The organism is Roseomonas sp. CECT 9278, from assembly GCF_918698155.1.
In the GTDB taxonomy this organism is placed as follows: Bacteria; Pseudomonadota; Alphaproteobacteria; order Acetobacterales; family Acetobacteraceae; genus Neoroseomonas.
In genome coordinates this window covers 93,658-116,443 of record NZ_CAKKLX010000002.1, presented here as the reverse complement: position 1 = coordinate 116,443, position 22,786 = coordinate 93,658, and the positions used below count along the sequence as shown (strand labels likewise).

The following is a 22,786-nucleotide window of genomic DNA, read 5'->3' as shown; positions in this document are numbered from 1 at the left end:
CGCGCTACCGCGCTTCCCAGGCCTCGCCCTCGCGCCGCGCATGTCCCTCCGCGCCAAGCTTGACCAGGTGCGCGAGCAGGCTGCGTGCGGCCGCCGGCACCAGCCGTTCGTCCAGCGCGGGGCCATAGACCGCGCCGACCAGCTCGCGCGCGGTGGCGCGCTTCGCGGCGCGCAGGGCGTCCAGCACCATTGCCTCGCGTTCGCGCCGATGCGCGGCCAGTGCCGCCATGAAGGGCGCGGGGTCGGGCAGCGGCGGGCCGTGGCCGGGCAGGAACAGCCGGTCGTCGCGCGCGCGCAGCCTGGCCAGCGAGGCCATGTAGGCCGCCATGTCGCCATCCGGCGGGCTGACCACGGTGGTCGACCACGACATCACATGGTCGGCGCTGAACAGGATGCCGGTGCCCTCCAGCGCGAAGCACAGGTGGTTGGCGCAATGCCCGGGCGTGTGGATGGCGCGCAGCGACCAGCCGGCGCCGCCGATATCGCTGCCATCGGGCACGGTCACGTCGGGGCGGAAGGCATGGTCGCCGCCCTCCCCGCCCTGGTCCGGTGGCGTGAGGTGCGGGCCGAAGCCGAAGCTGGTCGCGCCGGTGGCTGCGCGCAGCGCCGCGACGCCGGGCGAATGGTCGCGATGCGTGTGGCTGACGATGATGTGCGTGATGCGCTCGCCCTGCGTGGCGGCCAGGATGGCGCGCAGGTGGTCGGCATCCTCCGGCCCCGGGTCGATCACCGCCACCGACAGGCCTTCGCCCACGATCCAGGTATTGGTGCCGCGGAAGGTGAAGGGGCCGGGATTGCCGCACAGCACGCGGCGCACGCCGGGCGCGACCTGCTGCACCGCGCCGGGCGGCAGCGTGTCGTGCTTGAGGAAGGGGATGGTCATGGGGTCCTCCGCTGGCGGGCACGCGTGATCTCGCGGTGCAGGATGTACAGGCCCGCGCCGACGATCAGCGCCGCGCCGGCCAGCGTGCCGATCCCCGGCGCATCCGAGAAGACCACCCAGCCGATCGCCACCGACCACAGGATCGAGGTGTAGGAATAGGGCCCGAGGGCGGAGACCTGCGCCGACGCATACGCCTCGGTCAGCATGATCTGCGCGACGCCGCCGATCAGCCCGACCAGCACCAGCAGCACCAGTTCGAAGAAGGTCGGCGTGGTCCAGAAGAAGGGCAGCGCCACCAGCGTGAAGGCGGTCATCAGCAGGGATTGCCACAGCACGATGGTGGTCGAGGATTCCGTCGCCGAGAGCGATCGCACCAGCAGCGTGGTGGCGGCCGACCACACCCCCTGCGCGACCGCGACCGCCATGCCGATCGCCATCACCCGGTCCGGCCCGCCGCCCTGGAAGGCGCCATCGCCCAGCGCGATCACCAGGATGCCGAGGAAGCCGACCAGCACGGCCGACCAGCGATGGATGCCGACCTTCTCGCCCAGGAAGGGGATGGACAGCAGGGTGACGAACAGCGGCGTGGTGTAGGTCAGCGCGGTCTGCTCGGCCAATGGCAGCACGGTCAGCGCATAGAAGGCACAGCCCTGCGCCATGGTGCCGGTGAAGGCGCGCACCAGGTGGCCGGGCATGCGCTTCGTGCGCAGCACCCCCCAGTTCCGCCCGCGCGCGGCGACCGCGAAGACCACCGGCAGCGCGAAGGCGGAGCGGAAGAACATCGTCTCGATGAAGTGGATGTTCTCGCTCAGGCCCTTGATGAGCGCCGACATGATGGTGAACAGCGATGTCGCCCCCAGCATCAGCAGGGCGCCACGGCGGATGTCGTGGCGCAGCGGCACTACGCGCGGGCCCGTTCGGCGGCGCGCCGCACCCTTTCGCGATGCAGGTTGTACAGCCCGGCGATGATGACGATCACGGCGCCCCCCACGGTGGTCCAGGCCGGCACCTCGGCCCAGATCAGGAAGCCCAGGATGCCCCCGATCAGCAGCGGCGAATACTCATAGGGCGCCAGGGCCGAGACCGGCGCCAGCGCGAAGGCGCGCGCGAACAGGATATGCGCGATGGCATTGGCCACGCCGAAGAACACCAGCGCCAGGATCACCGGCGGCCCCGGGATCGCCGCCGGCGCCGGGAAGGCCGGCAGCAGCGCCAGGCCCACCGGCACATGCGCGACCATCAGCCAGAACGCGATCGACGCCGGCGTGTCGGTCGCCGAGAGCATCCGCGTCCAGATCCGCGTCACCGCCATGGCCACCACCGCGACCAGCAGGAAGGGCGTTTCGAACCGCCACAGGTCGCCGCCGGGCTGCAGCATGAACAGCACGCCCGCGCAGCCCGCCAGGGTCGAGGTCCAGCGCCGCCAGCCGACCTGTTCGCCCAGCATCGGGATGGCGAACAGCGTCATCAACAGCGGCGCGGCCGCGGCGATGGCATAGGAATCGACCAGCGCCATCCCCGACAGCCAGGCCCAGTACCAGATGGCCGAGACGCAGCAATGCAGCAGGCCGCGGATGGTCAGCAGGCGCACATTGCCCGGCGCGATGCCGTGCCCGCGCGTGATCGCCAGCACCGCCAGCGCGCCGACGGCGCCGCGCGCGATCATCGACACCGCGACCCCGACCTCGGGCAGTGCCCATTTCACCGCGACATCGGCGCCGGTGATGACCAGGTAGGCGCCCAGGATCAGCAGGATGCCACGCACGGCTTCCGCGCCGGTCGGCACGCTCAGCCCGCGGGTGCGCATGGGCGTGGCTTCAGGCATGGGCAGTCCGTCGCGGGGCGGTCATGGGCGGCGCAGGAACGGGCGCCAGCCGCCCTGCCCGCCGGCCGGGCGATCGCGCGCCCAGGCCGCGTCGGCGGGTGCGCGCGCCGCCGCGGTCGGGGGGCTGCCGGCGGGCCTCGGCGCTGCGGCGGGGGGGCTGATCGTGAAACGTCATGGATGGGTTGCACATCCTCGGGGCGATGCGCGCCGGACGCAACATGAACCGGTGCCAGGACTGTCCCGCGCGTGCCATGTTCCGGCCTTGCTGCAATGCGATGCAACGGCCCTGTGGAACCTGCCGAATACGACCTGATGGACGCGGCCGAGCAGCGCATGTGGTGGTACCGCGCGCTGCATGCCCGCGTGGCCGATGCGCTGGCGCGCCGCCCGGGGCCGCCTGGCGCGGTGCTGGATGCCGGCTGCGGCACCGGGGGGTTGCTGCGGCGGCTGGGCGCGCTGGGGCGGCCGCTGGTCGGGCTGGACTTCAATCCGAAGGCCGCATGGCGGGCAGCGGCGAAATCCGGCGCGGTGGCCACGGCGGGCGACGCCAATCGCCTGCCCTTTGCGCCTGCCGCCTTCGCCGCGCTCACCTCCTGCGACGTGCTGTGCCATCGCGCGGTCGATCCGCCGGCGGCGCTGGCGGAGTTCGCGCGCGTGCTGGCGCCGGGCGGCACGCTGGTGCTGAACCTTCCGGCCTATGAATGGCTGCATTCGGCGCATGACGAACGTGTCCACAATTCACGGCGATTCACCGCCGGGGGCGCCCGCGCGATGGTCGGCGCCGCGGGCTTCGCCGCGATCGAGGCACGCTACTGGAACGCGCTTCTGCTGCCGCTGATGGTGGTGCAGCGCAAGGTCCTGAAATCCGACGCCGCGCACGACAGCAGCGACGTCGCCCCCTTCCCGCCCTGGCTCGATGCCACGCTGCATGGCGTGACGGCGGCCGAGCGGACCCTCGCCCGCCTCGGCCTGCGCTATCCTGCGGGCGGGTCCATCCTGGTGGTCGCGACGCGGCCGTGATGTCGGAGAGCCCTTCCATGTCCAGTCCCGCGGTCGGGGTCGTGCACCCGGTCGGCCTGTCCATCGTCGTGCCGGTCTACAACGGCGCCGCCACGGTCGGCGCGCTGGTCGCCGCGCTGTCGGCGCTGGCGCCGGAGGGCGGCATCGAGGTCGTGCTGGTCAATGACGGCAGCCCCGACAATTCCGGCGATGTCTGCCGGGAGCTCGCGCGCAGCGCCACCATCCCGCTCACGTACATCGAGCACGCCCGCAACTTCGGCGAGCACAACGCGGTGATGACCGGCCTGCGCCACGCCCGCGGCGCCTATGTCATCACCATGGATGACGACCTGCAGAACCCGCCCGAGGAGGTCATCCGCATCTACGACCACGCCCGCACAGGCGGTTTCGACGTGGTCTATACGCGCTACGCCGTGAAGGAACATGACGGCTGGCGCAACATCGGCAGCCGCTTCGCCAACTGGGTGGCGGACCAGCTGATGGACAAGCCCAAGGGGCTGTATCTGTCGTCCTTCCGCTGCATGTCGGCGCTCGCGGTGGCCGAGGTGGTGAAGTATCGCGGCCCCTACCCGTATGTCGACGGGCTGCTGATGCAGGTGACGCAACGGCTCGACAGCATCGAGGTGAAGCACTTCGCGCGCGTCGAGGGCCGGTCGAACTACACCATGACGCGGCTGATCCGGCTGTGGATGAACCTGGCCACGAATTTCTCGGTGCTGCCGCTGCGGCTCGCGGTGGTGGCGGGGGTGGCGATGGGCGTGCTCGGCCTGCTGGCCGCGGCCTGGGTGGTGTTCGAGGCGCTGGTCGGCGAGACGCCCTCCGGCTGGGCCTCCCTGATGACGGTCACGCTGCTGATCGCGGGCGTGCAGTTCATGATCCTGGGCGTGCTGGGCGAATACGTCGGGCGCGCCTTCATGTCGGCCAATGGCAAGCCGCAGGGCGTGGTGCGCGAAGTGATCGCCCCGCGGGAGGGCGCGGCATGACCGCCCATTGGATCGCCCTGGCCGCCGCCATCACCACCTCGCTGGTCGGCCAGGTGCTGCTGAAGTCGGGCGCCAATACCGCGGTCGAGGCCGCGGGCGGCTTCATCGACCAGCTGTTCCGCCCGGCCACCATGGTGGGCCTGGTCTGCTACGGCGGCGCGGCGCTGCTGTACATCGTGGCGCTGCGGCGCATCCCCATGAGCGTCGCGCTGCCCTGCACGGCTGCGTCCTATGTCGTCATCGCCATCGTCGGCTGGGCGATGTTCGGGGAAACGCTCGGGATGCAGAAGATCGCGGCGATCGGGCTGATCGCGGCCGGCGTGGCGCTGCTGGCGACCACCGCGTGATGCGCCCGCCGGATGCGCCGCGGCGCGCCATGGTGCGCCGCGGCGCGCTGCTGCTGGGCGTCATGGCACTGGCACGCCCGGCCGGCGCGCTCACGCCCTGCCCGCCGGGTTCGCGCCCGGGCGTGCTGGCGTATCTGCGCTTCGCCCTGGTGCTGCCCAATGGCGACGACGTGACCGAGGCGCAGTGGCGCACCTTCCGCAGCGACATCATGGACCCCGTGCTGCGCGCGCCGGTCACCGAACGCGACGAACCGCCGGTCACGCAGCCGCGCCCGCAGCGTTTCCGCAACGCCATCATCGAGGTGCGCGCCGCCTGGAGCCCCGACGCGCCGCCGCCGATGCCCGCGCCGGTGCTGAGCGTGGTGCGCGCCTGGACCGCCCGCTTCCCCGACGCACCGGTCGAGGCACGGCTGGTGCCGGCCTGCCTTGGGCGCTGAGGGCGCCCGCGTCGCGGCGGCCGGGCTTGTCGCGCTGGCCGCCGCCTGCGCGCCGCCAGCGCCGCCCTGCCCCGAGGGCACCACGCAGGCGACGGTCGCCGAGGCCTATTTCGGCCAATCCCGCCGCGACGGACCCGCGATCACCGAGGGGGAATGGCGCGACTTCCTCGCCGGCACGGTCACGCCGGCCTTCCCCGACGGGCTGACCGCACTCGATGGCCGCGGCCAGTGGCGCCGCCCCGACGGCACCATCCTGGCCGAAGCGAGCAAGGTGCTGGTGGTGGTGATGCCCGGCGCCGATGCCGCCGCCGCCCGCGCGCGCCTGCGCCCGGTCGAGGAGGCCTGGAAGGCGCGCTTCCGGCACCAATCGGTGCTGACGGTCTATCGCGCCGCCTGCGTCGGATTCTGATCAGGGCGCGGTGCCGACGCGAAAGAACAGCCCGGCCAGGCTGCCGGCGGCGCCACAGAAATCCGACGGCCGGGGCGCCAGCATCCGCACGCGCAGCATCGCGCCCTCGCGCCACATCGCCAGCGCGCCGTCGCGGGTTTCCAGGCGCTCGAACGACGTGCCGTCGCCCTCGCCGTCGTAGTCGCACATCCAGGCCAGGGCATTGATGTCGATGGTGCTGACCAGGACGCGGTAGCGGCCGCCGCCGGCGGGCTCGACCACCGCCTGGCCCTGCGCGCCGCGCCAGGTGCCATCGAGGCCGGACGGGTCGTGCGCGATGCGCATCAGCCCCGCCAGGCGGTATTCCATCGCCCCGCGCAGCGCGCCGCGCGGGTCGGGCGCGTCCAGCGTGCCATCGGGGTGGAAGAACAGGTCGCGCGACAGGCTGCGCCGCCAGGCGGCCTGCTGGACGGCCAGTTCCGCCGCGCCATCCGCCCCCAGCAGCGGCATTAGTTCAGCCAGGCGCATGCGCTGCGCCTGGTCCAGGATGGCCAGCCAGGGATCGGCCGCGATGGCGGCGTCCACCGCGCGCGCGGCGCCGGCGCAATCGACGTTGCGCCGCGCCGGGCAGGGCTGCTGCGCCGCGCCAGGCAGTGCCGCGACAAGCAGCGAGAGCAGGACCAGCAGGCGCGCGATCATCGCGCCCTTGCTGCCACGGCCGGGCGCCAGCGCGCGCCGAAACCGTTCACGGCCAGTGCGTCATGCTGCCGGCCGGCGCCATCAGCCGAAGGCGCCGACCTCGTGGCTGACCACCGCCGAGCATTCGCGCACCAGCGCGAAGCAGCGCGCCATCGGGGCCAGGATGGCGGCGTGCTCGGCAGCATAGGACGCGCCTTCGCGCGGGGCGGCGGGTTCGGCGAAGTCCAGGCCCGTCGCCGGGTCGGGCGCGGCGGGGAAGATCTGCCCGAGCAGCTCCAGCACCGGCGGCACGTCCAGCTGCAGCAGCCGGGCGATCAGGCTGTCGCGCGTTGCGCCATGGCGCGGGCTGAATTCGGGCAGCGCCACCGCCAGCAGCCATAGCCGCTGCACCAGGCACAGCCGCACCGCATGCACCAGCACCAGGCGGTCGGGCATCTCGGGCAGGTCCGGCCAGGCCGCGCGCAACGCCTGGTGGTCGGCCTGCAGGCGGCGGAACATCCGGCGCGTGGCGGGCGACAGGTCGAGCCGTTCCAGCGCGCTGGCAACCGCCGTCAGCGCCTCCCGCCGGCCGGGCCGCTTCGTGAAGCCGGCGCGGTCGAGCCAGGGCGATGGGTCCAGCATGTCCACCGCGGCGCGCAACACGCCCAGGTCCGAACACGCCGCCGCGCGCGCCGCCATCGCCATGGCGCGGGCGAAGCGCGGCGATCGCGCCAGCATGTCGGCGAAGGCGTCCGGATTGGCCGCCGCCGCCGCGCCCAACCCGTGCAGCGTGTTCGCGAGCCAGCCCATCTGGTGCAGGATCGCGTTGTTCGGGATGGCGCGCAGTTGCGACGGATGGCTGATCCGCGCCGGCCCGCCGGTATCCGATTGCCGCGCCGCCGGGCGCGAGCCGGTCTTGTCGAGCAGGCCCGGGCCGAAGGCGCCGAGCAGCGCGGCATAGCCCGGGTCCTCGACCAGCGCGGCCATTTCGCGCCGCGCGGTGGCGAAGAAATCGGTCGCCCAATCGGCCTCGGCATAGATCGGGTCGGGGTCGGGCGCCGGCCCGCCGAAGGCGTGTTCGGCGATGCGCGCGACGGTGGCGCGCGCCAGCGCGGCCGTGCCGAACAGCATGTAGCCATCGGATCCCTGGAAGGCGGTCTCCTCGCGCAGCGGCAGGTCGGCCGCCGCCAGCGCCGCGCGCGCGGCGGGCGGCGAGAGGTAGGCGAAGCGGTCCGCCAGGCTGTCCGGATGCCCGCCGCGGCCGATGCTCTCGCCATGGGTGTCGAACAGCACCAGTTCGATGCCATCGAGCCCGTGGCGGCGCAGCAACTCCGACAGCCGGATCTTCAGCCGCTCCGCCAGGTAGGACGCCGCCGGCTGCCCGACATAGCGCCCCGAATCGGAATAGCCGAATTGCAGGCAGAGCCGGCCATGGGCCCGCAGATAGTCGCGGTAATGCGGGGAACGCAGGGCTTCTTCCAGCACGCGCTCGCCGCGTTCCAGCGCGTCCGCCGTCTCGAACAGCGGGGAGATCTCGATGCGCTCGGCGATGCCCAGGCGCCTGGCCAGCCACAGCGCGGCCAGCAGCGTGTAGCCGGTCTCGGTCTCGGCGATCAGGAAGCGCACCTTCTGGCTGGCGTCGATATGCTTGAGCATCTGCGCGATGGTCATCATCAGCCGCACGGCGGAGGCCTGTTCGGCCAGCAGCGCGCCGTAATCGACCGGCATCGGCGCTACCTCGCCCAGCGCGGCATTGACCTGGGCCAGCAGCCCGCGCCGCGCCGCGCGGTCCTCCGGCGCGGCGGCGATGCCCAGGCGCTGGCGCAGCGCATTATGCACCTGCGCGGCGTTCAGCCGGACATGGGTATGCGCCAGCGCCAGCCCATGCGCGACCAGCCCCGCGCGCTGCACCGCCAGCGCCTGGCGCGTGGCGCCGTCGGGCGCGGCCTCGATCGCCTGCGCGAACAGCGCGACCAGCGGGTCGGGCGCGGTCAACGCGGTATCGCGCCCATCCACCATGCGGCGGGCGAAATCCTGCACGGCGGCGGCGTCGGTCTTCTCGGGCGCGGCGGCTTCCTGCGCGGCGACCATGGCAGCGGCCTCGCGCGCCCGCGCCACGATGGGCGCGGCGCAGTCGCCCAGCGGTTCGAGGCGATCCGCCAGCCGGTCCAGTTGCAGGCGCTTCATGCGCAGCCGCAGCCGCAGCGTGTCCTGCCAGCCGATGTCGGTGCGCCCATCCGTGTCGTAGCCGACCCAGCTGGACAGGATGACCGGGCGCGGCAGCAGCGCCAGCGCGCGTTCGCCCCACACCGCCCGGCCGGCGTCGAACAGCGCGGCGGACAGGTCGTCCAGCGCGTCGCGCCCGCGCGCGATCGCGGCCGCCGCCTGGTCGAATTCCTGCGCCAGCGTGACCGGCGCCGGACGATGCGACAGGCCATCCGGCAGCGCGCTGCCCGACGCCGCCTCGGCCAGCGCGGTCGAGGTCGCGAGCGGCAGCGAGAAGGTCGGATGGGCGGTGAAGACGGCGGCGAAGCGCGCGCGTTCCACCGCGTCGCGGAAGGCGGCGAAGGGCACCGGGCTGTCCTCGGGGTCGGGGCGCACCAGGCGTGCGGCGAGCCGCGCCAGCGCCGCCGCGTCGTCGCCAATCCCGACATAGCCGGCCAGCCGCGCCGCGCGATCCGCCGCCGCATCCCGCGCCAGGCCGGCGATCAGCGCCGCCAGGTGGTCCAGCGTGACCCGCCCTTCATCCATCGCGCGGCTGATGTCGAGCGCGACCAGCAGCACGGGATCGCCGAAGGGGTCGGCAGCGGAGGCCTGCCGCGCGAGGCGCAGGCGGGCGAGCAGGTCCGGAGGGGCGGCGGCATCGTCCATGGCGTCATGCTGCACTTGCGAAGTGCCCGGGCGCCAGCACGAAATCGCGGCGCCGCGGCGTCGGCCACGGGGGCGCGAGGCGGCGGTGTCGCCGCGCGGCGCCGGCCGGCACGGCGTTCCGCACGGGAGCCTGGCCCAGCGCGGCGGAGCTCGCGGGGCCACCGATCCGCCCGCGCGAGTCTCGACAGAAGGCGGCAGGGCGGGCGAGGGTTGCGCCAGGACGCCACGGGGGAGACCGCATGTCGCTGATCGAGAGCCTGAAGGGGCGGCTGCGCCTGCCGCTGATCGGGTCGCCGCTGTTCATCATCTCGGTGCCCGACCTGGTGGTCGCGCAATGCACCGCGGGCGTGATCGGGTCGATGCCGTCGCTGAATGCCCGGCCGGTCGAACAGCTGGATGAATGGCTGGCCGAGATCAAGGAACGCCTCGCCGCGCACGATGCCGCGCATCCGGACCGGCCCGCGGCCCCCTTCGCCATCAACCTGATCGTGCACCGGTCGAACGACCGGCTGGAGCAGGATTTGGCGCTGTGCGTGAAGCACCAGGTGCCGCTGATCATCACCAGCCTGGGCGCGCGGCCGGAGGTGAATGACGCCATCCATTCCTATGGCGGCTTCACCATCCATGACGTGATCAACCAGCGCTTCGCGCACAGCGCCATCGACAAGGGCGCCGATGGCCTGGTGCTGGTGGCGGCCGGGGCGGGCGGCCATGCGGGCGCGCAATCGCCCTTCGCCCTGGTGCAGGAAACCCGCGCCTGGTTCGACGGGCCGATCGCGCTGTCGGGCGCCATCGCGCATGGCCGGAGCATCCTGGCCGCCGAGGCGATGGGCGCGGACTTCGCCTATATGGGCAGCGCCTTCATCGCGACCGAGGAAGCCCGCGCGGTCGAGGATTACAAGCGCATGATCGTCGAGAGCGCCGCCGGGGACATCGTCTACACCAACCTGATCACCGGCGTGCACGGCAACTACCTGAAGCCCTCGCTGCGCAATGCCGGGCTCGATCCCGACAACCTGGCGGGAGTGGAAGGGTCGCAGATGAACTTCGGCACCGACCGCAAGCGGAAGTGGAAGGACATCTGGGGCGCAGGGCAGTCGGTCGGCGGGATCGACGCGGTGGTGCCGGCCGCGGCGCTGGTGGACCGGCTGGCCAGCGAATACGCGGCAGCGCGGGCGCGCCTGAGCGCCGGATCGCCACTGGTGAACGCAAACTGGGGGCGGCGCGCGGCGGCGTGACGGGGCGCGGCGGGGGCGTTGAGGGATCCAAGGGCCTTAAGCCCTTGGTGGGAGGGGTCCGGGGAGGGCCAAGCCCTCCCCGCCGCGCCCTCACAGCCCGCGCAGTGCCTCGCAGATGCGCTCCACCTGCGCGTCCGTCAGTTCGGGGTACATCGGCAGGCTGAGGACTTCGCCTGCCGCCTTCGCGGTCTCGGCGCAGCCGGCGGGGCCGAGGGGCGTGCGGTCCTTGTAGGCGGATTGCAGGTGGACCGGCACCGGGTAGTGGATGCCGGTGCCGACGCCGTGGGCCTTGAGTTGCGCCTGGATGGCGGTGCGGTCCTCGGTGCGCAGGACGTATTGGTGGAACACGTGCTCGGCGCCGGGGCGGCGGTGCGGGGGGGCGAGCGAGGAGCCGGCCAGCGCCGCGTCATAGGCGCCGGCGATTGCACGGCGCCGTGCGTTGCCGGCATCGAGCGCGGTGAGCTTCACGCGCAGGATCGCAGCCTGGATCTCATCGAGGCGCGAATTGATGCCGACCAGGCTGCTGATGTAGCGCTCGCGCCAGCCATACTGGCGGATGGCGGCGATGCGTTCGGCCAGCTCCGCATCGGCGGTGGACAGCACGCCGCCATCGCCCAGCGCGCCGAGGTTCTTCGTCGGATACAGGGAATAGGCCGCGGCGGTGCCGATGGTGCCGAGCATCCGGCCATCGAGTGTTGCGCCGTGGCACTGGGCGCAATCCTCGATCAGCGGGATGCCGCGGGCGTTGCAGGCGTCCAGCATCGGGCCGAGGTCGCAGGCCTGGCCATAGATGTGCACGGCGATCACCGCGCGCAGCGGCGGCAGGCCCGGCGGCGGGTGGTCGAGCACGCTGGCGAGCTCGTCCGGGTCCATGGTGTAGGTGTCGGGGTCGATGTCGAGCAGCAGGGGGGTGGCGCCCACCATCTCGATCGCCGCGACGGTGGCGACGGCGGTGTGCGAGACGGTGGCGACGGACATGCCCGGGCCGATGCCCAGGCCGCGCAGCACCAGTGCGAGCGCATCGGTGCCGTTGGCGCAACCGACGGCGTGCTGGCCGGCGCCGAGCCAGGCGGCGAATTCGGCCTCGAAGGCGGCGCCCTCCTTGCCGAGGATGTACCAGCCGCTGTCGAGCGCGCGCGCGACGGCGGCGTCGATCTCGGCCTTCTGGGCGCGGTAGCCGGCGCCGGGGTCGGCCTGGGGGATCATGACGAGGGTGGGCGCGTTCATGGCGGGATGCCTTACAGGTAGTCGGACAGACGGGGACGATACCACGCGAGGGAGCGTCGCAACCCCTCATCGAGGTCCACCTTCGGCGCCCAGCCTGAAGCGTTTCGGAAGGCGGTGTCGTCGGCGGCGTAGGAGCCGATGTCGATCGGCGCGCGGTCGGCGGGGAATTCCCGGAGTTCGAACGACCCGGTGCCGTTGTTGGCGGCGATCAGGCGGTTCGCCAGGTCGATCAGCGAGGTTGGCGGACTGCCGCCAAGGTTGAACACCTGACCCGAAAGCCCTGGTTCCGCGGCTTTTTCGGCCGAGACCAGGAAGGCGTCGGTGACGTCCTCCACATAGGTCAGGTCGCGCAATTGCGCGCCGCCCCAGACCTCGAAGGGCTCGTTTTCCAGCACGCGGCGGATCCAGATGCCCAGGAAGGTCTGGCGCGCATCGCGGATGCGCAGGCGCGGGCCGTAGCAATTGGTCAGGCGCAGCGAGACGACCGGGCGGTGATGGACGCGCTGTTCCAGCAGCCAGTACTGCTCGCCCGCCCATTTCGACACGCCATTGGCGTCGGGCGGATTGACCGGGTGCAGTTCATCGACCGGCAGGGCGCGCGGGCGGCCGTAGAACTGGCGGGTCGAGGCATGCACCACGGCGGCCTTGGGGGCCACTTCGCGCATCACGCCGATCAGCCGCACCTGCGCCACGGCGTTGATGGCGATGTCGGCGACCGGGTCCTTCTGGCCGCCCATGTGGCTGGTTTGCGCCGCCATGTTGAACAGCACGTCCACGCCTTCGCACAGCGAATGCAGTTCGGTGTCACGGATATCCCCGCGCACCAGCATCACCCCCGCCCCTTCGAGGTTGCGGGCCGAGGCACCGCCATCGGGCATCATGGCATCGAGCGCGGTGACACGCGCGCCGAACCCGGCCAGCGCATGGCACAGGTTGGACCCCAGGAAGCCCGCGCCCCCGGTCACCAGGACACGCCGGCCGCGCCAGAAATCGGGGGTCACCATTGCCGTGTCGCGTCCTTGTCCAATGAAGGCATCCTGGCCCGCGATTGCGGCGGAATGGCGCCGTGCGCGGGGCTGATTTGCGATGGCCCGCCGGCGGCGCCGGGGCGGATGACCGGCAGGCACATCGGCGCGGTCCGCCGCGGTCGGGACCACCCGCGCCGCGGCCTCATTCGCTGGACCGGCGCGGCGGCGCCTCCGCCGCCAGCACGCGCCGCGTCCGCATGATCTCGGCGAAGCCGAACAGCAGCAGCACCTGGCCCGCCACCACCTGCAGGGAGGCCAGCAGCCGGATGCCGTCGTCATGTGGCGTGACATCGCCGTAGCCCACAGTGGCCTGGGTCACGAGCGAGAAATACAGCGCATCCGGGAAGGGCAGCGGCACCGGCCCGGACGGCCCATGGAACAGCGGCACCATCGAGAGCCCCTGCGCGATCCGGTAGAAGCAGGCGAACAGGATCACCAGCATCGCGTACATGGCCAGGAAGGCCACCACCGGGACCAGCATGCGCGCGGCACGCGCCGCCAGTTCCTCGGTGATCAGCGCCATGTCGGTCAGCAGCAGAACCACCCCGCGGACCGACGCCGCGACGATGATCGCGATGACCAGCATCGCGCCGACCAGCCCGACCCCCTGTTCGAACACCGGCAGCCGGTTCACCGGCAGCGCCAGGGAGAAGGCGCCCACCGCCCAGACCGGCAGCAGCCAGCGCGCCATCCGCGGCAGGTGCCCCAGGTCGAAGGGATGCGCCGCCTCGGCCACCAGGCGCAGCGATCGCCGGCGCCACCAGACCGCCAGCAGGAAGGTCGCGACCGGCAGCAGGAAGGCCACGGCGCGCGCCGGCGCCGGCGCCTCGGGGAAGGCGGCGCGGCCCATCACCGCGAACAGGCAGGCATAGACCGCGAGCCCGGCGCTGGTCCCGAAGGCGAAGTGCATCCCGTGCGGGAACAGCAGGAACAGCGTGCCCAGGCCCAGCGCCGCCACGCCGATGACCAGGAAGGGAAACAGGGTGCCCTGGTCCGCCAGCCCGCCGGCGACGACCAGGCCGAAGCCCAGCGTCATCGCGACCGACCGCAGCCAGCCTTCGGGCAGGACCTGGCGCGGTGACGCCGGCATGGTGGTCAGGGCGCGAGGGCGACGCCGGTGATCTCGACCTTCCAGGCCGGGTCGACCAGCGGCGCCTCGATCGTCATGCGGGCCGGCTTGTGGGCGGGGTCCATCCAGGCATCCCAGGCGCGGTTCATCGCCGGCGCATCGCGGATATCGGCCAGCACCACGGTGATGCTGACCAGGGCGCACTTGTCGGTGCCGGCTTGCGCCAGCAGGGCGTCGATCTGCGCCAGGATGTCGGCGGTCTGGCCCTCGGCATCCAGGGTGGCGTCGTCGGCGACCTGGCCGGCCAGCCAGACCATGCCGCCCGCCACCACCGCGCCGGACAGGCGGGCTTCTTCGGCCAATCGGCGGATGCGCGTCATTGGGTCACTCCCTCAAGGGCCGAAACTCGGCCATAAGCCCGCGGCGCCCCGGGTCGGCCGGGGCGGGTTTCGCACGTCGTGCCGAAGGTTCGTCCCATGCGCCCGATTCTCACCAGTGTCATTCTGGCAAGCCGCTGGATCGCGGCGGTGTTCCTGCTCGGGCTGACGGTGGCGCTGGGGCTTTTCGCGGCGCGCTTCCTGACCAAGCTGGTGAAGTTCGGGACGGGGGTGTTCTCCTCGCCCGAGGACCAGGCGCTGCTCGACCTGCTGCACCTGCTGGACTGGACGCTGGTGGCGGCGCTGGTGGTGATGGTGATCCTGGCATCCTGGGACAGCCTGGTGATGCCCTTCGACGATCCCAAGGCGGGCGGCATGTCGTGGATCCGCAAGCTGGATCCGGGCAACCTGAAGGTGAAGCTGGCGGGGTCGATCGTGGCGATCTCCTCGATCCAGCTGCTGCAGATGTTCCTGCGCGCGGATATCTATTCGGACCGCACGCTGGCCTGGGCGATGGGGCTGCACGCCATGTTCCTGGTGGGCGCGGTGGTGCTGGCGCTGACCGACCGGATTTCCGCCGGAACCAGGCTGCCCAAGGAGTAGCGGGCGGGCCGCGCGCAAACGGGTGGATTCGGGATTCACATGAATCCGTTACCGCCGTAACTTAATCCATTTCATCAAGAACGCCGCCGAGCGTGGTGCGCCGACTCGCGTTTTTACTCCGTCAATTCGCGTTTTCGAACCGCGAGAAATACGGTTTTCGCTTGCCCGGCGTGCGTTCACGTTTCTTTATTCGCCTATAGGTTGATATTTGGGGTCATAAATTCCTGTGATGAGCGAATTCCGTCGACTGGAGCGGCGCCCCGCGCGCCTCGACACGATCATCCGCGACAGGCTCAAGACCTGGCCGCAACGCCCGCCCGGCGCCTGCAGCCTGGGCACCGAGGGCGCCTGGCTGCGCGGCCGGCCCAGCGATGGGGAACCGGTCGCCCAGCCCTACCTGAAGATCCCGGGATCCGACCGGATGCGCACCATCCCCGATGGGCTCTGGCTGCATTTCGGCGGCACGCCCGAGGATGCCTATGCCGACATCCTGTGCATCGAGGCCTGCTCGACCTTCCAGAACCTGCTGGACAAGCGGTCGCGCTTCGCGCCGTCGACCATCTCCCTGCTGGCGCATTGCCCGCTGGCCTGGCTGCTGGCACCGCTGCAGGCCAATGACACCACGCCGCGCTGGCTGATCATCCCGTTCCTGACCAGCGAGCCGATCGCCCCGCTGACGCTGCCGGTGCGCGACCTGCGGGTGCTGTACGGATTGCAGCGCGACCACTACCAGGGCTTCGCGCGCCACCAGATGCCGCATCCGCACGAATACTTCTGCCCGATGGAGGCGCTAACCGCGCATGAAGGGCACGAGAACCCGGCGATGCGGTCGTTGCTGGCGCGCGCCTCGGCGGCATCGGCCTTCATGGATCCGCCGTGACCCTGGGCGGCCGGCGCGGCATGATGCGCGCCGCGCCCGGCCCGGCGTGGCCGCGGCAGACGCGAACACGTTCCGCCTGTTTTCATGGGGTTGCGCCATGCAGTTCAATCACGTCGCGAACCGCCTGGACACCCGCCATTTCGACACCATCGTCACGCTGCTGACCACCCGGCTCGGCTTCGTGGTGCTGCGGCGGACCGAACGGTCGATCTGGCTGCGACAGCCAGGGGCGACCATCGACCTCCAGTTCAGCCGCAGCGAGACCGCCCACCGCGACGCCGACAAGCGCCGCTCCCAGGTCGCCTTCCTCAGCGAGACGCCGCGCGACGACCTCGATGCCCTGGCCACCTGGCTGCGCGGCCAGGGGCTGGAGGCGAGCCTGGGCGCCTATTCCGACCGGGAATTCTACCTCGACGCACCCGCCGCCTTCGTGGATTTCGTCATCGAGGCGATGCGCCCCGAACTGGCCGACTATCCCCTGGCCGACTAAACGGCCCGCTTTCGGGGCAGCCCCCGCCCGCCGATTGGGCAGGGCGCCGCGCGCCGCGCCAGGAATCCGTCCCCGCCCGCCCGCATCGGCCTTGCGCCCCGGCCCGACCTTGCCCCAGGAAGGCAGCCGGGCCGGCCACCAGCGGCCCCCAGGGAGACAATCGATGGTTCCAGGATTCACGCGCCGCGCTGCCCTCCTCGCCGCCGGCGGCACGCTGGGCGCCCCCGGCCTGGCCCGCGCCCAGGCGCCGCGCGTGCGCATCATGCTCGACTGGGCCTTCCAGTCGCCCAACGCCTTCGCGCTGGTGGCCCGCGAGAAGGGCTACTTCCGCGCCGCGGGCGTCGAGGTGCAGGTCGATCGCGGGCAGGGTGGCGGCGCCGTGCCGGTGGCCCTCGCCGGCGGCAGCTACGACATGGGCTATGCCGACATCAACCCGACCATCCGCTTCATGGCCGAGAACCCCGGCCGCGGCATCGTCGCCGTCGCGGTGCTGCACGACCGCAGCCCGCTTTGCGCCATCGTGCGCGCCGACGGGCCGATCCGCACGCCCAAGGACCTTGAGGGCAAGCGCCTGGCGGCCCCGGACTTCGACGCCGGGCGCCAGCTGTTTCCCGCCTTCGCCAAGGCCGCGGGCATCGATGCCGCGAAGGTCACCTTCCTCTCGGTCACCCCGGCGCTGCGCGAACCCATGCTGGTGCGGCGCGAGGCCGATGGCGTCACCGGCTTCGTCACCACCTCGGCCCTCGCGCTCAAGGGCATCGGCCTGCCGATCAACCAGCAGCGCACCATGATGTATTACGACCACGGGCTGAACCTGTATGGCGGCGCCATCCTGACCACGCGCGCCTTCATCCAGCGCAACCCGGATGCGGTGCGCGGCGCGACCGCGGCTTTAATGAAAGGCTTCATCGAAAGTATTCGCAACAGCCAGGACATGCTCGACGTGCTCAAGCGCGTCGAGCCGCTGACCGACGTGGCGCTGGAACGCGAACGGCACGAGCTCAACCTCGAACGCGTCATCATGACCGACAATGTCCGCGCCAACGGCATCTCGGCGGTCGATCCCGCCCGGCTGCAGGCCGGGATCGTGGCGGTCGAGGACGCCTACAACATGACGCCGCGGCTGCAGGGCAGCCAGATCTACACGACCGACTTCCTGCCGCCGGCCGCCGAGCGGCGCATCTGAAAGGAAGCACCGGGGGAGGGAACTCCCCCGGACCCCCTCCTTCTTTTGGCTGTCACCAAGGCAGTCCCGGCCGAACAGCCACCGCACCCCCGGCGAAACGCGGCACATAAAGTGCCAGGACCAGCGCATGAACGCCCCAACGCCACCCTTCGTGCAGATCGACGGCGTCTCCATGCGCTACGGCGGGGTCGAGGGGACGCTCGCCCTGAAAGGGACCAGCCTCGACGTCCAGGATGGCGAATTCGTCGCGGTCGTCGGGCCCTCGGGCTGCGGCAAATCCACCCTGATGCGCCTGGTCACCGGGCTGTGGCCTCCCACCGAAGGCACCGTCATCGTCGACGGGCGCGAAGTCGCAGGGCCGCTGTCGATGGCCGGCATGGCCTTCCAGAACCCCACCCTGCTGCCCTGGCGCAACATCCTCGACAACGTGATGCTGCCGCTCGAGGTCGTGCAGCCGCACCGCCGCCAGCTCCGCAGCCAGCGCGGCCACTATGAATTCAAGGCCAAGGAACTGCTGAAGCTGGTCGGCCTGGCCGGCTTCGAAGGCAAGTTCCCCTGGCAGCTGTCGGGCGGCATGCAGCAGCGCGCATCATTGTGCCGCGCCCTGGTCCACGACCCGCGCCTGCTGATGCTGGACGAACCCTTCGGCGCGCTGGATGTCTTTACGCGCGAGGACCTGTGGGACGTGCTCCAGGATGTCTGGATCGCCCGCAAGCCGACCGTGATCCTGGTGACGCACGACCTCAAGGAAGCGGTCTATTTGTCGGACCGCGTGCTGATCATGTCGAACCGGCCGGGGCGAATCATCGCGGAACGGACAGTCCCCTACGGCCGGCGGCGCAGCCTCGACATCACCTATGCCGCCGAATTCCAGGCCATCGTCCACGAATTGCGCGACCGCATCGCCGATGCCCGCAAGGCGGAGGCCGCCTGATGGCCGCGCCGCGCACCGCCGAAGCCCTGGCCGAGGCCGCCCGCCGCCGCCGCCGGCTGGAGAACGCCCTGCCCTGGCTGGTGATCATCGGCATGTTCCTGGTCTGGGAGGCCGCCTGCCGCGCCTTCGACATCCCGGTCTTCATCCTGCCGGCGCCCAGCGTCATCGCCGAGAGCATGGTGAAGTGGTGGCATCCGCTGCTGACCAATGCCTGGGCCACGCTGGTCACCACCGTGGTCGGCTTCCTGATGGCGGTCGGCTTCGGGCTGCTGCTGGGGGTGGCGATCGGGTCGTCCGTGCTGGTCTATCGCGGGCTCTATCCGCTGCTGATCGCCTTCAATTCCGTGCCCAAGGTGGCGGTGGTGCCGATCCTGGTGATCTGGTTCGGCGCCGGCTTCTGGCCCGCCGTGCTGACCGCCTTCCTGATCTCCTTCTTCCCCATCGTGGTGAATGTCGCGACCGGGATCGCCACAGTCGAACCGGAACTGCGCGACGTGCTGCGCGCGCTGGGGGCCAGGCCGCGCGACATCATCCTGAAGGTCGGGCTGCCGCGGGCCATGCCGTATTTCTTCGCCTCGCTGAAGATCGCGATCACCGTCGCCTTCGTCGGCTCCATCATCAGCGAGACGGTGGCGGCGAATGAAGGGATCGGCCACCTGATGCTGGTCGCCTCCTCGCGCTTCGACGTGCCGCTGGTCTTTGCCGGCCTGATCATCACGGGCATCATGGGCGTGCTGATGTATTGGGTCGCGGTGACGATCGAGGAACGCACGACGGGATGGGCAACGCGCGGACAGAACGACCCGAGGCTCGCGACGGGGGGCTGAGCGCGCTGCGGCTGGGGATGCTGACGCCGTCATCCAACACGGTGCTGGAACCCGCGACCTATGCGCTGCTGGCGGATGCGCCCGGCATCACCGCGCATTTCCAGCGCCTGCGGGTGCTGTCCATCACGCTGGAGGGCGGCTCCACCGGGCAATTCGACCCCGCGCCGATGGTGGCGGCGGCGCAGATGCTGGCGGATGCCAAGGTCCATGCCATCTGCTGGAACGGCACCTCGGGCTCCTGGCTCGGGCTCGATGCCGACCGCGCGCTGTGTGGCGCCATCACCGCCGCGACCGGCCTGGCCTGCACCACCGCCACGCTGGCGCTGCATGATGCGTTGCGCGCGCTGGGGGCGCGGCGGATCGGCCTGGTCACGCCCTACCTCGCCAGCGTGCAGGGCGCGATCCTGGCGAACCTGCGCGCCGAGGGCTTCACCCCCGCCGCCGAGCGCCACCTGGAGGACCCCGGCAACTACTCCTTCGCCGAGCACGCGCCCGACCTGGTCACGCGGCTGGCGCGCGAGGTCGCGGCCGAGGGCTGCGACGCCATCGCCATCCACTGCACGAATTTCCGCGGCCTGGCCGCGGCGGCGGCGGTGACCGGGGTGCCGGTGCTCGATTCCGTCGCGGTCGCGCTGTGGGGCGCGCTGCGCGCGGCGGGGGCGGAGCCTGCGCGCGTCGCTGGCCTCGGCCCCCTCGCCCGCCTCGCGGCCTGATGGTCGCGCTGCGCGAGGTCACGCGGGAGACAGTGCGCGCCGTCTGCGCGCTTGAGGTGCACGACCACCAGAAGGGCTATGTCGCGTCCAACGCGCTGTCGATCGCGCAGGCGCATTTCGAGCCCGGCGCGGCGTTCCGCGCCGTCTGCCTGGGCGCCCAGCCGATCGGCTTCGCGCAGTGGCGCCGCGGCGACGTGCCGGGGTTGGCGATCCTGTGGCGCTTCATGATCGACCGCGCCCAGCAGGGCCGCGGGCATGGGCGGGCGGCGCTGGAAAGCGTCCTGCTGCACCTGCGGACCGAAGGCTTCTCGGCGGTCGAGACGAGCGTCGTGCGCGGCCCGGCAAGCCCGCTCGGCTTCTACCTGGCGCAGGGCTTCGTGGAGCTGGGCCGGGAGACGCCGCGCGGCGAATGGCTGCTGGCCAGGCCGCTGTAGCACGCGCGGCGCCCCGCGATCCGGTCGGCCGGGGCCGGCCGACCGGGGATCGGCGCTACCCGCGCGGGCGAGCGGGTGGCGGCGGCGCGGGCGGCGCATCGGCGGTGCGGATCGCCGCCGGCCCGCCATTGGTGGGAATGCGCTGCCCGGTGTCGCGCAGGCGCCCGTTCTCGAAGCGGAAGACGCCGATGTTGCGGTCCGCCATGTTCTGCACCAGCACCGTGCGCCCATCGCGCGAGAAGGCGATGCCCTGCGCCCAGTCGCCGATCGGCGCGCGCGCCACCTCCCGCAGCCGGCCATTGTCGATGCGCAGCATGATCAGCTGCGCGCGGCCGCGCAGCGGGTGGCCCTGCGGGCGCGCCGAGCCGTTGTGGATGGTGACGGCGACATGCCGGTTGTCGGGGCTGACCTGGATGCCCTCCGGCGTCGGGCCGACCGACACGGTGTCCACCGCCAGATACGGTTCGCGCTGCAGGTTGATCAGCGTGATCGTGTCGTTGTCGCCGCCGCCGCGCCCGATATTCGCCGCCACCGCCCAGCGCCCGTCGGGCGTGATGCCCATGCCATAGGGGCGCAGCCCGGCGGTGATGTCGCGGTCGGTCTTGGTGACGGTCTCGCCATCGATGGCCAGCACGCTGACGAAGGATGCCGCGGCGTCGTCGCGCGTCACGAGCGCGCGCCGACCGTCCGGGGTGAACTGCACATGCGCCGGCGACGACGTCGCATTGCCGACCGTGACCGTCGAGACCGGGGCCAGCATCCCGTTGACGAAGCGGAACACGCTGACCGTGCCCGCATTGCGGTTGGCCACCAGCACCAGGGTGCCGGCGCGGTTGATCGACACGCCGGAGGGCCCGGCCCCGGCCTCGACCGTCTGCGTCACGCGCGGGGGCGTGGCGCGCAGGTCGACCACCTGCACGCGGTTGTCGGGCTGCACCTTGGTGGGGTCGGCCGGGTCCAGCCGCTCGGCCGAGGTGACGATGGCGAAGCGTTCATCGGGCGTGATCGCCACCGAGGTCGGCGGGCCGACCACGGAATGCGACAGCGCCACCTCGCCCAGCGCGCGCGGCGTGCGGCCGCCCAGGTCGATGATGGTGATGGTGTCGGCCGGCGGGTTCTGCACCACCGTATTGGCGCCATTGACCAGCCGCCGCCGGTTGTCGTTGCCCGAGACCGCGATCTGCGCCGTCGCCGGCAGTGCCAGGGCGAGCGCGAGCACGAATGCGCCGCCGCCGAGCAGCCTGGATGTCATCGATGTTTCCTCCGCCTTGGTCGCCCGGCGGCGGGATGTTCCCCCCGCGATCCCGGCCATGCAAGGGATGGTTGCAAGTGGCCCCCCGCCTGGGGCATTGCGGTGGCAAGCCTGGGGAACGCGCATGATCGGGATCGACTGGGGCACCACCGGCCTGCGGGCCTATCGGCTGGCGCCGGATGGCACGGTGCTGGCGCGGCGCGAGACGCCGCGCGGCATCCTCGGCATCGAGCCGGGCGGCTTCCCCGATGCGCTGCGCGCCAGTGCCGGCGACTGGATCGACAAGGGCGACACCCGCGTGCTGGTCAGCGGCATGGCCGGCAGCCGCCAGGGCTGGGTGGAGGCGCCCTACCTGCCCTGCCCGGCGGACCTCGATGGCCTGGCCGAGGCCACGGTCGCGGTGCCCTTCGATGGCGCCGAGGTGCGCATCGTGCCCGGCCTGTGCTGCCTCGACCGCCACGGCGTGCCCGAGGTGATGCGCGGCGAGGAGACGCAGATGCTGGGCGCCCTGGCCGGCGCCGAGGCTGCCACCGTCTGCCTGCCCGGCAGCCATTCCAAATGGGCGACCATGGCGGGCGGCGCGGTGACCGGCTTCGCCACGCACCTGACCGGCGAGGCCTATGCCGCGCTGTCGGGCCACACGATCCTGGCCCGCATGATGGACCCGGGCGCGCCGGCCGATCCCGCCGCCTTTGCCCGCGGCGTTGCACGCGCCAAGCAGCCTGGCGGGCTGCTGCACCACCTGTTCGGCCTGCGCGCGGCATCGCTGTTCGACGAGATCACCGAGGCCGAGGCGGCGTCCTTCCTGTCCGGCCTGCTGGTCGGCCACGAGGTCGCGGCGGCGCTGGAGGGGGGCGTGGCGCCGCCGGTCATCCTGGTCGGCGCGCCGGCGCTGACGGCACGCTACGCCGCGGCGCTCGATGCCTTCGGCGTGCCGCATCGCAGCGCGGCGCCCGATGCGGCGGCGCGCGGGCTGCACCTGATCGCCACGCGGCTGGCGGCGTGGCGGCCATAGCGCGTGGCCGCGCCCTTGCGCGCTGCGCCGGGTTTCGCTTGAAACCGGCGTGAACCGGGGGCCTCATGCCCGGAAGGCTTC

Annotated in this window: 25 protein-coding genes; 15 read left to right on the top strand and 10 right to left on the bottom strand. The window is 71.9% G+C overall.

Going from position 1 to position 22,786, the window contains the following annotated elements; translation table 11 throughout:
- Positions 1-4 precede the first annotated feature (4 nt).
- The 3 genes from LQ222_RS01905 to LQ222_RS01895 are packed head-to-tail and all read right to left on the bottom strand — an operon-like array spanning position 5 to position 2,708.
- Entirely contained in the window at positions 5-883 is an 879-nt protein-coding gene (locus LQ222_RS01905; protein WP_230164115.1) for an MBL fold metallo-hydrolase, read from the bottom strand.
- On the bottom strand, positions 880-1,785 hold the full coding sequence (locus LQ222_RS01900) for a DMT family transporter (protein ID WP_230164113.1): 906 nt from the start codon (positions 1,783-1,785) through the stop codon (positions 880-882). The genes LQ222_RS01905 and LQ222_RS01900 overlap by 4 nt, the downstream gene beginning before the upstream one ends.
- Positions 1,785-2,708: a DMT family transporter gene (locus LQ222_RS01895; protein ID WP_230164112.1), complete on the bottom strand. Its 924-nt coding sequence runs from the start codon at positions 2,706-2,708 to the stop codon at positions 1,785-1,787. The genes LQ222_RS01900 and LQ222_RS01895 overlap by 1 nt, the downstream gene beginning before the upstream one ends.
- 288 nt (positions 2,709-2,996) lie before the next feature.
- Between LQ222_RS01895 and LQ222_RS01890 the strand changes: the two genes are divergently transcribed.
- Genes LQ222_RS01890 through LQ222_RS01870 form a run of 5 tightly spaced genes read left to right on the top strand, consistent with a single transcriptional unit; the run spans position 2,997 to position 5,904 of the window.
- On the top strand, positions 2,997-3,728 hold the full coding sequence (locus LQ222_RS01890) for a bifunctional 2-polyprenyl-6-hydroxyphenol methylase/3-demethylubiquinol 3-O-methyltransferase UbiG (RefSeq protein WP_230164111.1): 732 nt from the start codon (positions 2,997-2,999) through the stop codon (positions 3,726-3,728).
- 17 nt (positions 3,729-3,745) lie between these two features.
- Complete coding sequence (locus LQ222_RS01885) at positions 3,746-4,711, top strand: glycosyltransferase family 2 protein (RefSeq protein WP_230164110.1); 966 nt, start codon at positions 3,746-3,748, stop codon at positions 4,709-4,711.
- Positions 4,708-5,058, top strand: coding sequence for a multidrug efflux SMR transporter (locus LQ222_RS01880; RefSeq protein ID WP_230164109.1), 351 nt, complete (start codon positions 4,708-4,710; stop codon positions 5,056-5,058). The genes LQ222_RS01885 and LQ222_RS01880 overlap by 4 nt, the downstream gene beginning before the upstream one ends.
- On the top strand, positions 5,055-5,495 hold the full coding sequence (locus tag LQ222_RS01875) for a hypothetical protein (protein WP_230164108.1): 441 nt from the start codon (positions 5,055-5,057) through the stop codon (positions 5,493-5,495). The genes LQ222_RS01880 and LQ222_RS01875 overlap by 4 nt, the downstream gene beginning before the upstream one ends.
- Positions 5,485-5,904 (top strand): DUF3574 domain-containing protein, encoded by a 420-nt coding sequence (locus LQ222_RS01870; RefSeq protein ID WP_230164107.1) that lies wholly within the window; start codon positions 5,485-5,487, stop codon positions 5,902-5,904. Before LQ222_RS01875 ends, LQ222_RS01870 begins: the two co-directional genes overlap by 11 nt.
- Here the strand turns inward: LQ222_RS01870 and LQ222_RS01865 are convergent, their stop codons facing one another.
- Both LQ222_RS01865 and LQ222_RS01860 read right to left on the bottom strand, forming a co-directional pair.
- Positions 5,905-6,582: a hypothetical protein gene (locus LQ222_RS01865; protein ID WP_230164106.1), complete on the bottom strand. Its 678-nt coding sequence runs from the start codon at positions 6,580-6,582 to the stop codon at positions 5,905-5,907.
- 81 nt (positions 6,583-6,663) lie between these two features.
- Positions 6,664-9,432: a phosphoenolpyruvate carboxylase gene (locus tag LQ222_RS01860; protein WP_230164105.1), complete on the bottom strand. Its 2,769-nt coding sequence runs from the start codon at positions 9,430-9,432 to the stop codon at positions 6,664-6,666.
- A 239-nt stretch (positions 9,433-9,671) separates the two neighbouring features.
- On the opposite strand from LQ222_RS01860, the gene LQ222_RS01855 reads away from it, so the two are divergent.
- The gene (locus tag LQ222_RS01855) at positions 9,672-10,670 is read left to right on the top strand and encodes a nitronate monooxygenase family protein (RefSeq protein ID WP_230164104.1); all 999 of its coding nucleotides are present in this window, start codon (positions 9,672-9,674) and stop codon (positions 10,668-10,670) included.
- A gap of 90 nt (positions 10,671-10,760) precedes the next feature.
- Here LQ222_RS01855 and LQ222_RS01850 read toward each other — a convergent pair whose 3' ends face one another.
- The 4 genes from LQ222_RS01850 to LQ222_RS01835 all read right to left on the bottom strand — a co-directional run bounded on the left by LQ222_RS01850 (position 10,761) and on the right by LQ222_RS01835 (position 14,374).
- The gene (locus LQ222_RS01850) at positions 10,761-11,897 is read right to left on the bottom strand and encodes a DegT/DnrJ/EryC1/StrS aminotransferase family protein (protein ID WP_230164103.1); all 1,137 of its coding nucleotides are present in this window, start codon (positions 11,895-11,897) and stop codon (positions 10,761-10,763) included.
- An 11-nt stretch (positions 11,898-11,908) separates the two neighbouring features.
- Entirely contained in the window at positions 11,909-12,901 is a 993-nt protein-coding gene (locus tag LQ222_RS01845) for an NAD(P)-dependent oxidoreductase (protein ID WP_230164102.1), read from the bottom strand.
- A 166-nt stretch (positions 12,902-13,067) separates the two neighbouring features.
- Positions 13,068-14,015: a potassium channel family protein gene (locus LQ222_RS01840; RefSeq protein ID WP_230164101.1), complete on the bottom strand. Its 948-nt coding sequence runs from the start codon at positions 14,013-14,015 to the stop codon at positions 13,068-13,070.
- A gap of 5 nt (positions 14,016-14,020) precedes the next feature.
- Positions 14,021-14,374, bottom strand: coding sequence for a RidA family protein (locus LQ222_RS01835; protein WP_230164099.1), 354 nt, complete (start codon positions 14,372-14,374; stop codon positions 14,021-14,023).
- Positions 14,375-14,470: 96 nt separating this feature from the next.
- On the opposite strand from LQ222_RS01835, the gene LQ222_RS01830 reads away from it, so the two are divergent.
- From LQ222_RS01830 to LQ222_RS01795, 8 genes are all read left to right on the top strand, one after another.
- Positions 14,471-14,974 (top strand): YqhA family protein, encoded by a 504-nt coding sequence (locus LQ222_RS01830; protein WP_230164097.1) that lies wholly within the window; start codon positions 14,471-14,473, stop codon positions 14,972-14,974.
- Between the two features lie 229 nt (positions 14,975-15,203).
- Positions 15,204-15,854 carry a hypothetical protein gene (locus LQ222_RS01825; RefSeq protein WP_230164095.1) on the top strand — a complete coding sequence of 217 codons (651 nt, stop codon included), beginning with the start codon at positions 15,204-15,206 and terminating at the stop codon, positions 15,852-15,854.
- 97 nt (positions 15,855-15,951) lie between these two features.
- Positions 15,952-16,344, top strand: coding sequence for a hypothetical protein (locus LQ222_RS01820; RefSeq protein ID WP_230164093.1), 393 nt, complete (start codon positions 15,952-15,954; stop codon positions 16,342-16,344).
- Positions 16,345-16,507: 163 nt separating this feature from the next.
- Complete coding sequence (locus tag LQ222_RS01815; RefSeq protein ID WP_230164092.1) at positions 16,508-17,530, top strand: ABC transporter substrate-binding protein; 1,023 nt, start codon at positions 16,508-16,510, stop codon at positions 17,528-17,530.
- A gap of 127 nt (positions 17,531-17,657) precedes the next feature.
- Entirely contained in the window at positions 17,658-18,464 is an 807-nt protein-coding gene (locus LQ222_RS01810; protein ID WP_230164090.1) for an ABC transporter ATP-binding protein, read from the top strand.
- Complete coding sequence (locus tag LQ222_RS01805) at positions 18,464-19,291, top strand: ABC transporter permease (RefSeq protein ID WP_230164089.1); 828 nt, start codon at positions 18,464-18,466, stop codon at positions 19,289-19,291. Before LQ222_RS01810 ends, LQ222_RS01805 begins: the two co-directional genes overlap by 1 nt.
- A complete protein-coding gene (locus LQ222_RS01800) occupies positions 19,243-20,004 on the top strand; it encodes an aspartate/glutamate racemase family protein (protein ID WP_230164088.1) in 762 nt (253 codons plus the stop codon). Before LQ222_RS01805 ends, LQ222_RS01800 begins: the two co-directional genes overlap by 49 nt.
- Entirely contained in the window at positions 20,004-20,438 is a 435-nt protein-coding gene (locus tag LQ222_RS01795) for a GNAT family N-acetyltransferase (RefSeq protein ID WP_230164087.1), read from the top strand. The genes LQ222_RS01800 and LQ222_RS01795 overlap by 1 nt, the downstream gene beginning before the upstream one ends.
- 55 nt (positions 20,439-20,493) lie before the next feature.
- On the opposite strand, the gene LQ222_RS01790 is transcribed toward LQ222_RS01795, so the two are convergent.
- Positions 20,494-21,690, bottom strand: a complete 1,197-nt coding sequence (locus LQ222_RS01790) for a beta-propeller fold lactonase family protein (protein WP_230164086.1) — start codon at positions 21,688-21,690, stop codon at positions 20,494-20,496.
- A gap of 124 nt (positions 21,691-21,814) precedes the next feature.
- Between LQ222_RS01790 and LQ222_RS01785 the strand changes: the two genes are divergently transcribed.
- Positions 21,815-22,705, top strand: coding sequence for a 2-dehydro-3-deoxygalactonokinase (locus LQ222_RS01785; protein WP_230164085.1), 891 nt, complete (start codon positions 21,815-21,817; stop codon positions 22,703-22,705).
- Positions 22,706-22,786 lie beyond the last annotated feature (81 nt).

What these genes read in the sequence shown, in the direction of transcription:
- LQ222_RS01905 (WP_230164115.1), bottom strand. Translation starts at nt 883, where the DNA reads ATGACCATCCCCTTCCTCAAGCACGACACGCTGCCGCCCGGCGCGGTG.
- LQ222_RS01895 (WP_230164112.1), bottom strand. Translation starts at nt 2,708, where the DNA reads ATGCCTGAAGCCACGCCCATGCGCACCCGCGGGCTGAGCGTGCCGACC.
- LQ222_RS01885 (WP_230164110.1), top strand. Translation starts at nt 3,746, where the DNA reads ATGTCCAGTCCCGCGGTCGGGGTCGTGCACCCGGTCGGCCTGTCCATC.
- LQ222_RS01880 (WP_230164109.1), top strand. Translation starts at nt 4,708, where the DNA reads ATGACCGCCCATTGGATCGCCCTGGCCGCCGCCATCACCACCTCGCTG.
- LQ222_RS01865 (WP_230164106.1), bottom strand. Translation starts at nt 6,582, where the DNA reads ATGATCGCGCGCCTGCTGGTCCTGCTCTCGCTGCTTGTCGCGGCACTG.
- LQ222_RS01860 (WP_230164105.1), bottom strand. Translation starts at nt 9,432, where the DNA reads ATGGACGATGCCGCCGCCCCTCCGGACCTGCTCGCCCGCCTGCGCCTC.
- LQ222_RS01855 (WP_230164104.1), top strand. Translation starts at nt 9,672, where the DNA reads ATGTCGCTGATCGAGAGCCTGAAGGGGCGGCTGCGCCTGCCGCTGATC.
- LQ222_RS01850 (WP_230164103.1), bottom strand. Translation starts at nt 11,897, where the DNA reads ATGAACGCGCCCACCCTCGTCATGATCCCCCAGGCCGACCCCGGCGCC.
- LQ222_RS01845 (WP_230164102.1), bottom strand. Translation starts at nt 12,901, where the DNA reads ATGGTGACCCCCGATTTCTGGCGCGGCCGGCGTGTCCTGGTGACCGGG.
- LQ222_RS01840 (WP_230164101.1), bottom strand. Translation starts at nt 14,015, where the DNA reads ATGCCGGCGTCACCGCGCCAGGTCCTGCCCGAAGGCTGGCTGCGGTCG.
- LQ222_RS01835 (WP_230164099.1), bottom strand. Translation starts at nt 14,374, where the DNA reads ATGACGCGCATCCGCCGATTGGCCGAAGAAGCCCGCCTGTCCGGCGCG.
- LQ222_RS01830 (WP_230164097.1), top strand. Translation starts at nt 14,471, where the DNA reads ATGCGCCCGATTCTCACCAGTGTCATTCTGGCAAGCCGCTGGATCGCG.
- LQ222_RS01825 (WP_230164095.1), top strand. Translation starts at nt 15,204, where the DNA reads ATGAGCGAATTCCGTCGACTGGAGCGGCGCCCCGCGCGCCTCGACACG.
- LQ222_RS01820 (WP_230164093.1), top strand. Translation starts at nt 15,952, where the DNA reads ATGCAGTTCAATCACGTCGCGAACCGCCTGGACACCCGCCATTTCGAC.
- LQ222_RS01815 (WP_230164092.1), top strand. Translation starts at nt 16,508, where the DNA reads ATGGTTCCAGGATTCACGCGCCGCGCTGCCCTCCTCGCCGCCGGCGGC.
- LQ222_RS01810 (WP_230164090.1), top strand. Translation starts at nt 17,658, where the DNA reads ATGAACGCCCCAACGCCACCCTTCGTGCAGATCGACGGCGTCTCCATG.
- LQ222_RS01805 (WP_230164089.1), top strand. Translation starts at nt 18,464, where the DNA reads ATGGCCGCGCCGCGCACCGCCGAAGCCCTGGCCGAGGCCGCCCGCCGC.
- LQ222_RS01800 (WP_230164088.1), top strand. Translation starts at nt 19,243, where the DNA reads ATGGGCAACGCGCGGACAGAACGACCCGAGGCTCGCGACGGGGGGCTG.
- LQ222_RS01795 (WP_230164087.1), top strand. Translation starts at nt 20,004, where the DNA reads ATGGTCGCGCTGCGCGAGGTCACGCGGGAGACAGTGCGCGCCGTCTGC.
- LQ222_RS01790 (WP_230164086.1), bottom strand. Translation starts at nt 21,690, where the DNA reads ATGACATCCAGGCTGCTCGGCGGCGGCGCATTCGTGCTCGCGCTCGCC.
- LQ222_RS01785 (WP_230164085.1), top strand. Translation starts at nt 21,815, where the DNA reads ATGATCGGGATCGACTGGGGCACCACCGGCCTGCGGGCCTATCGGCTG.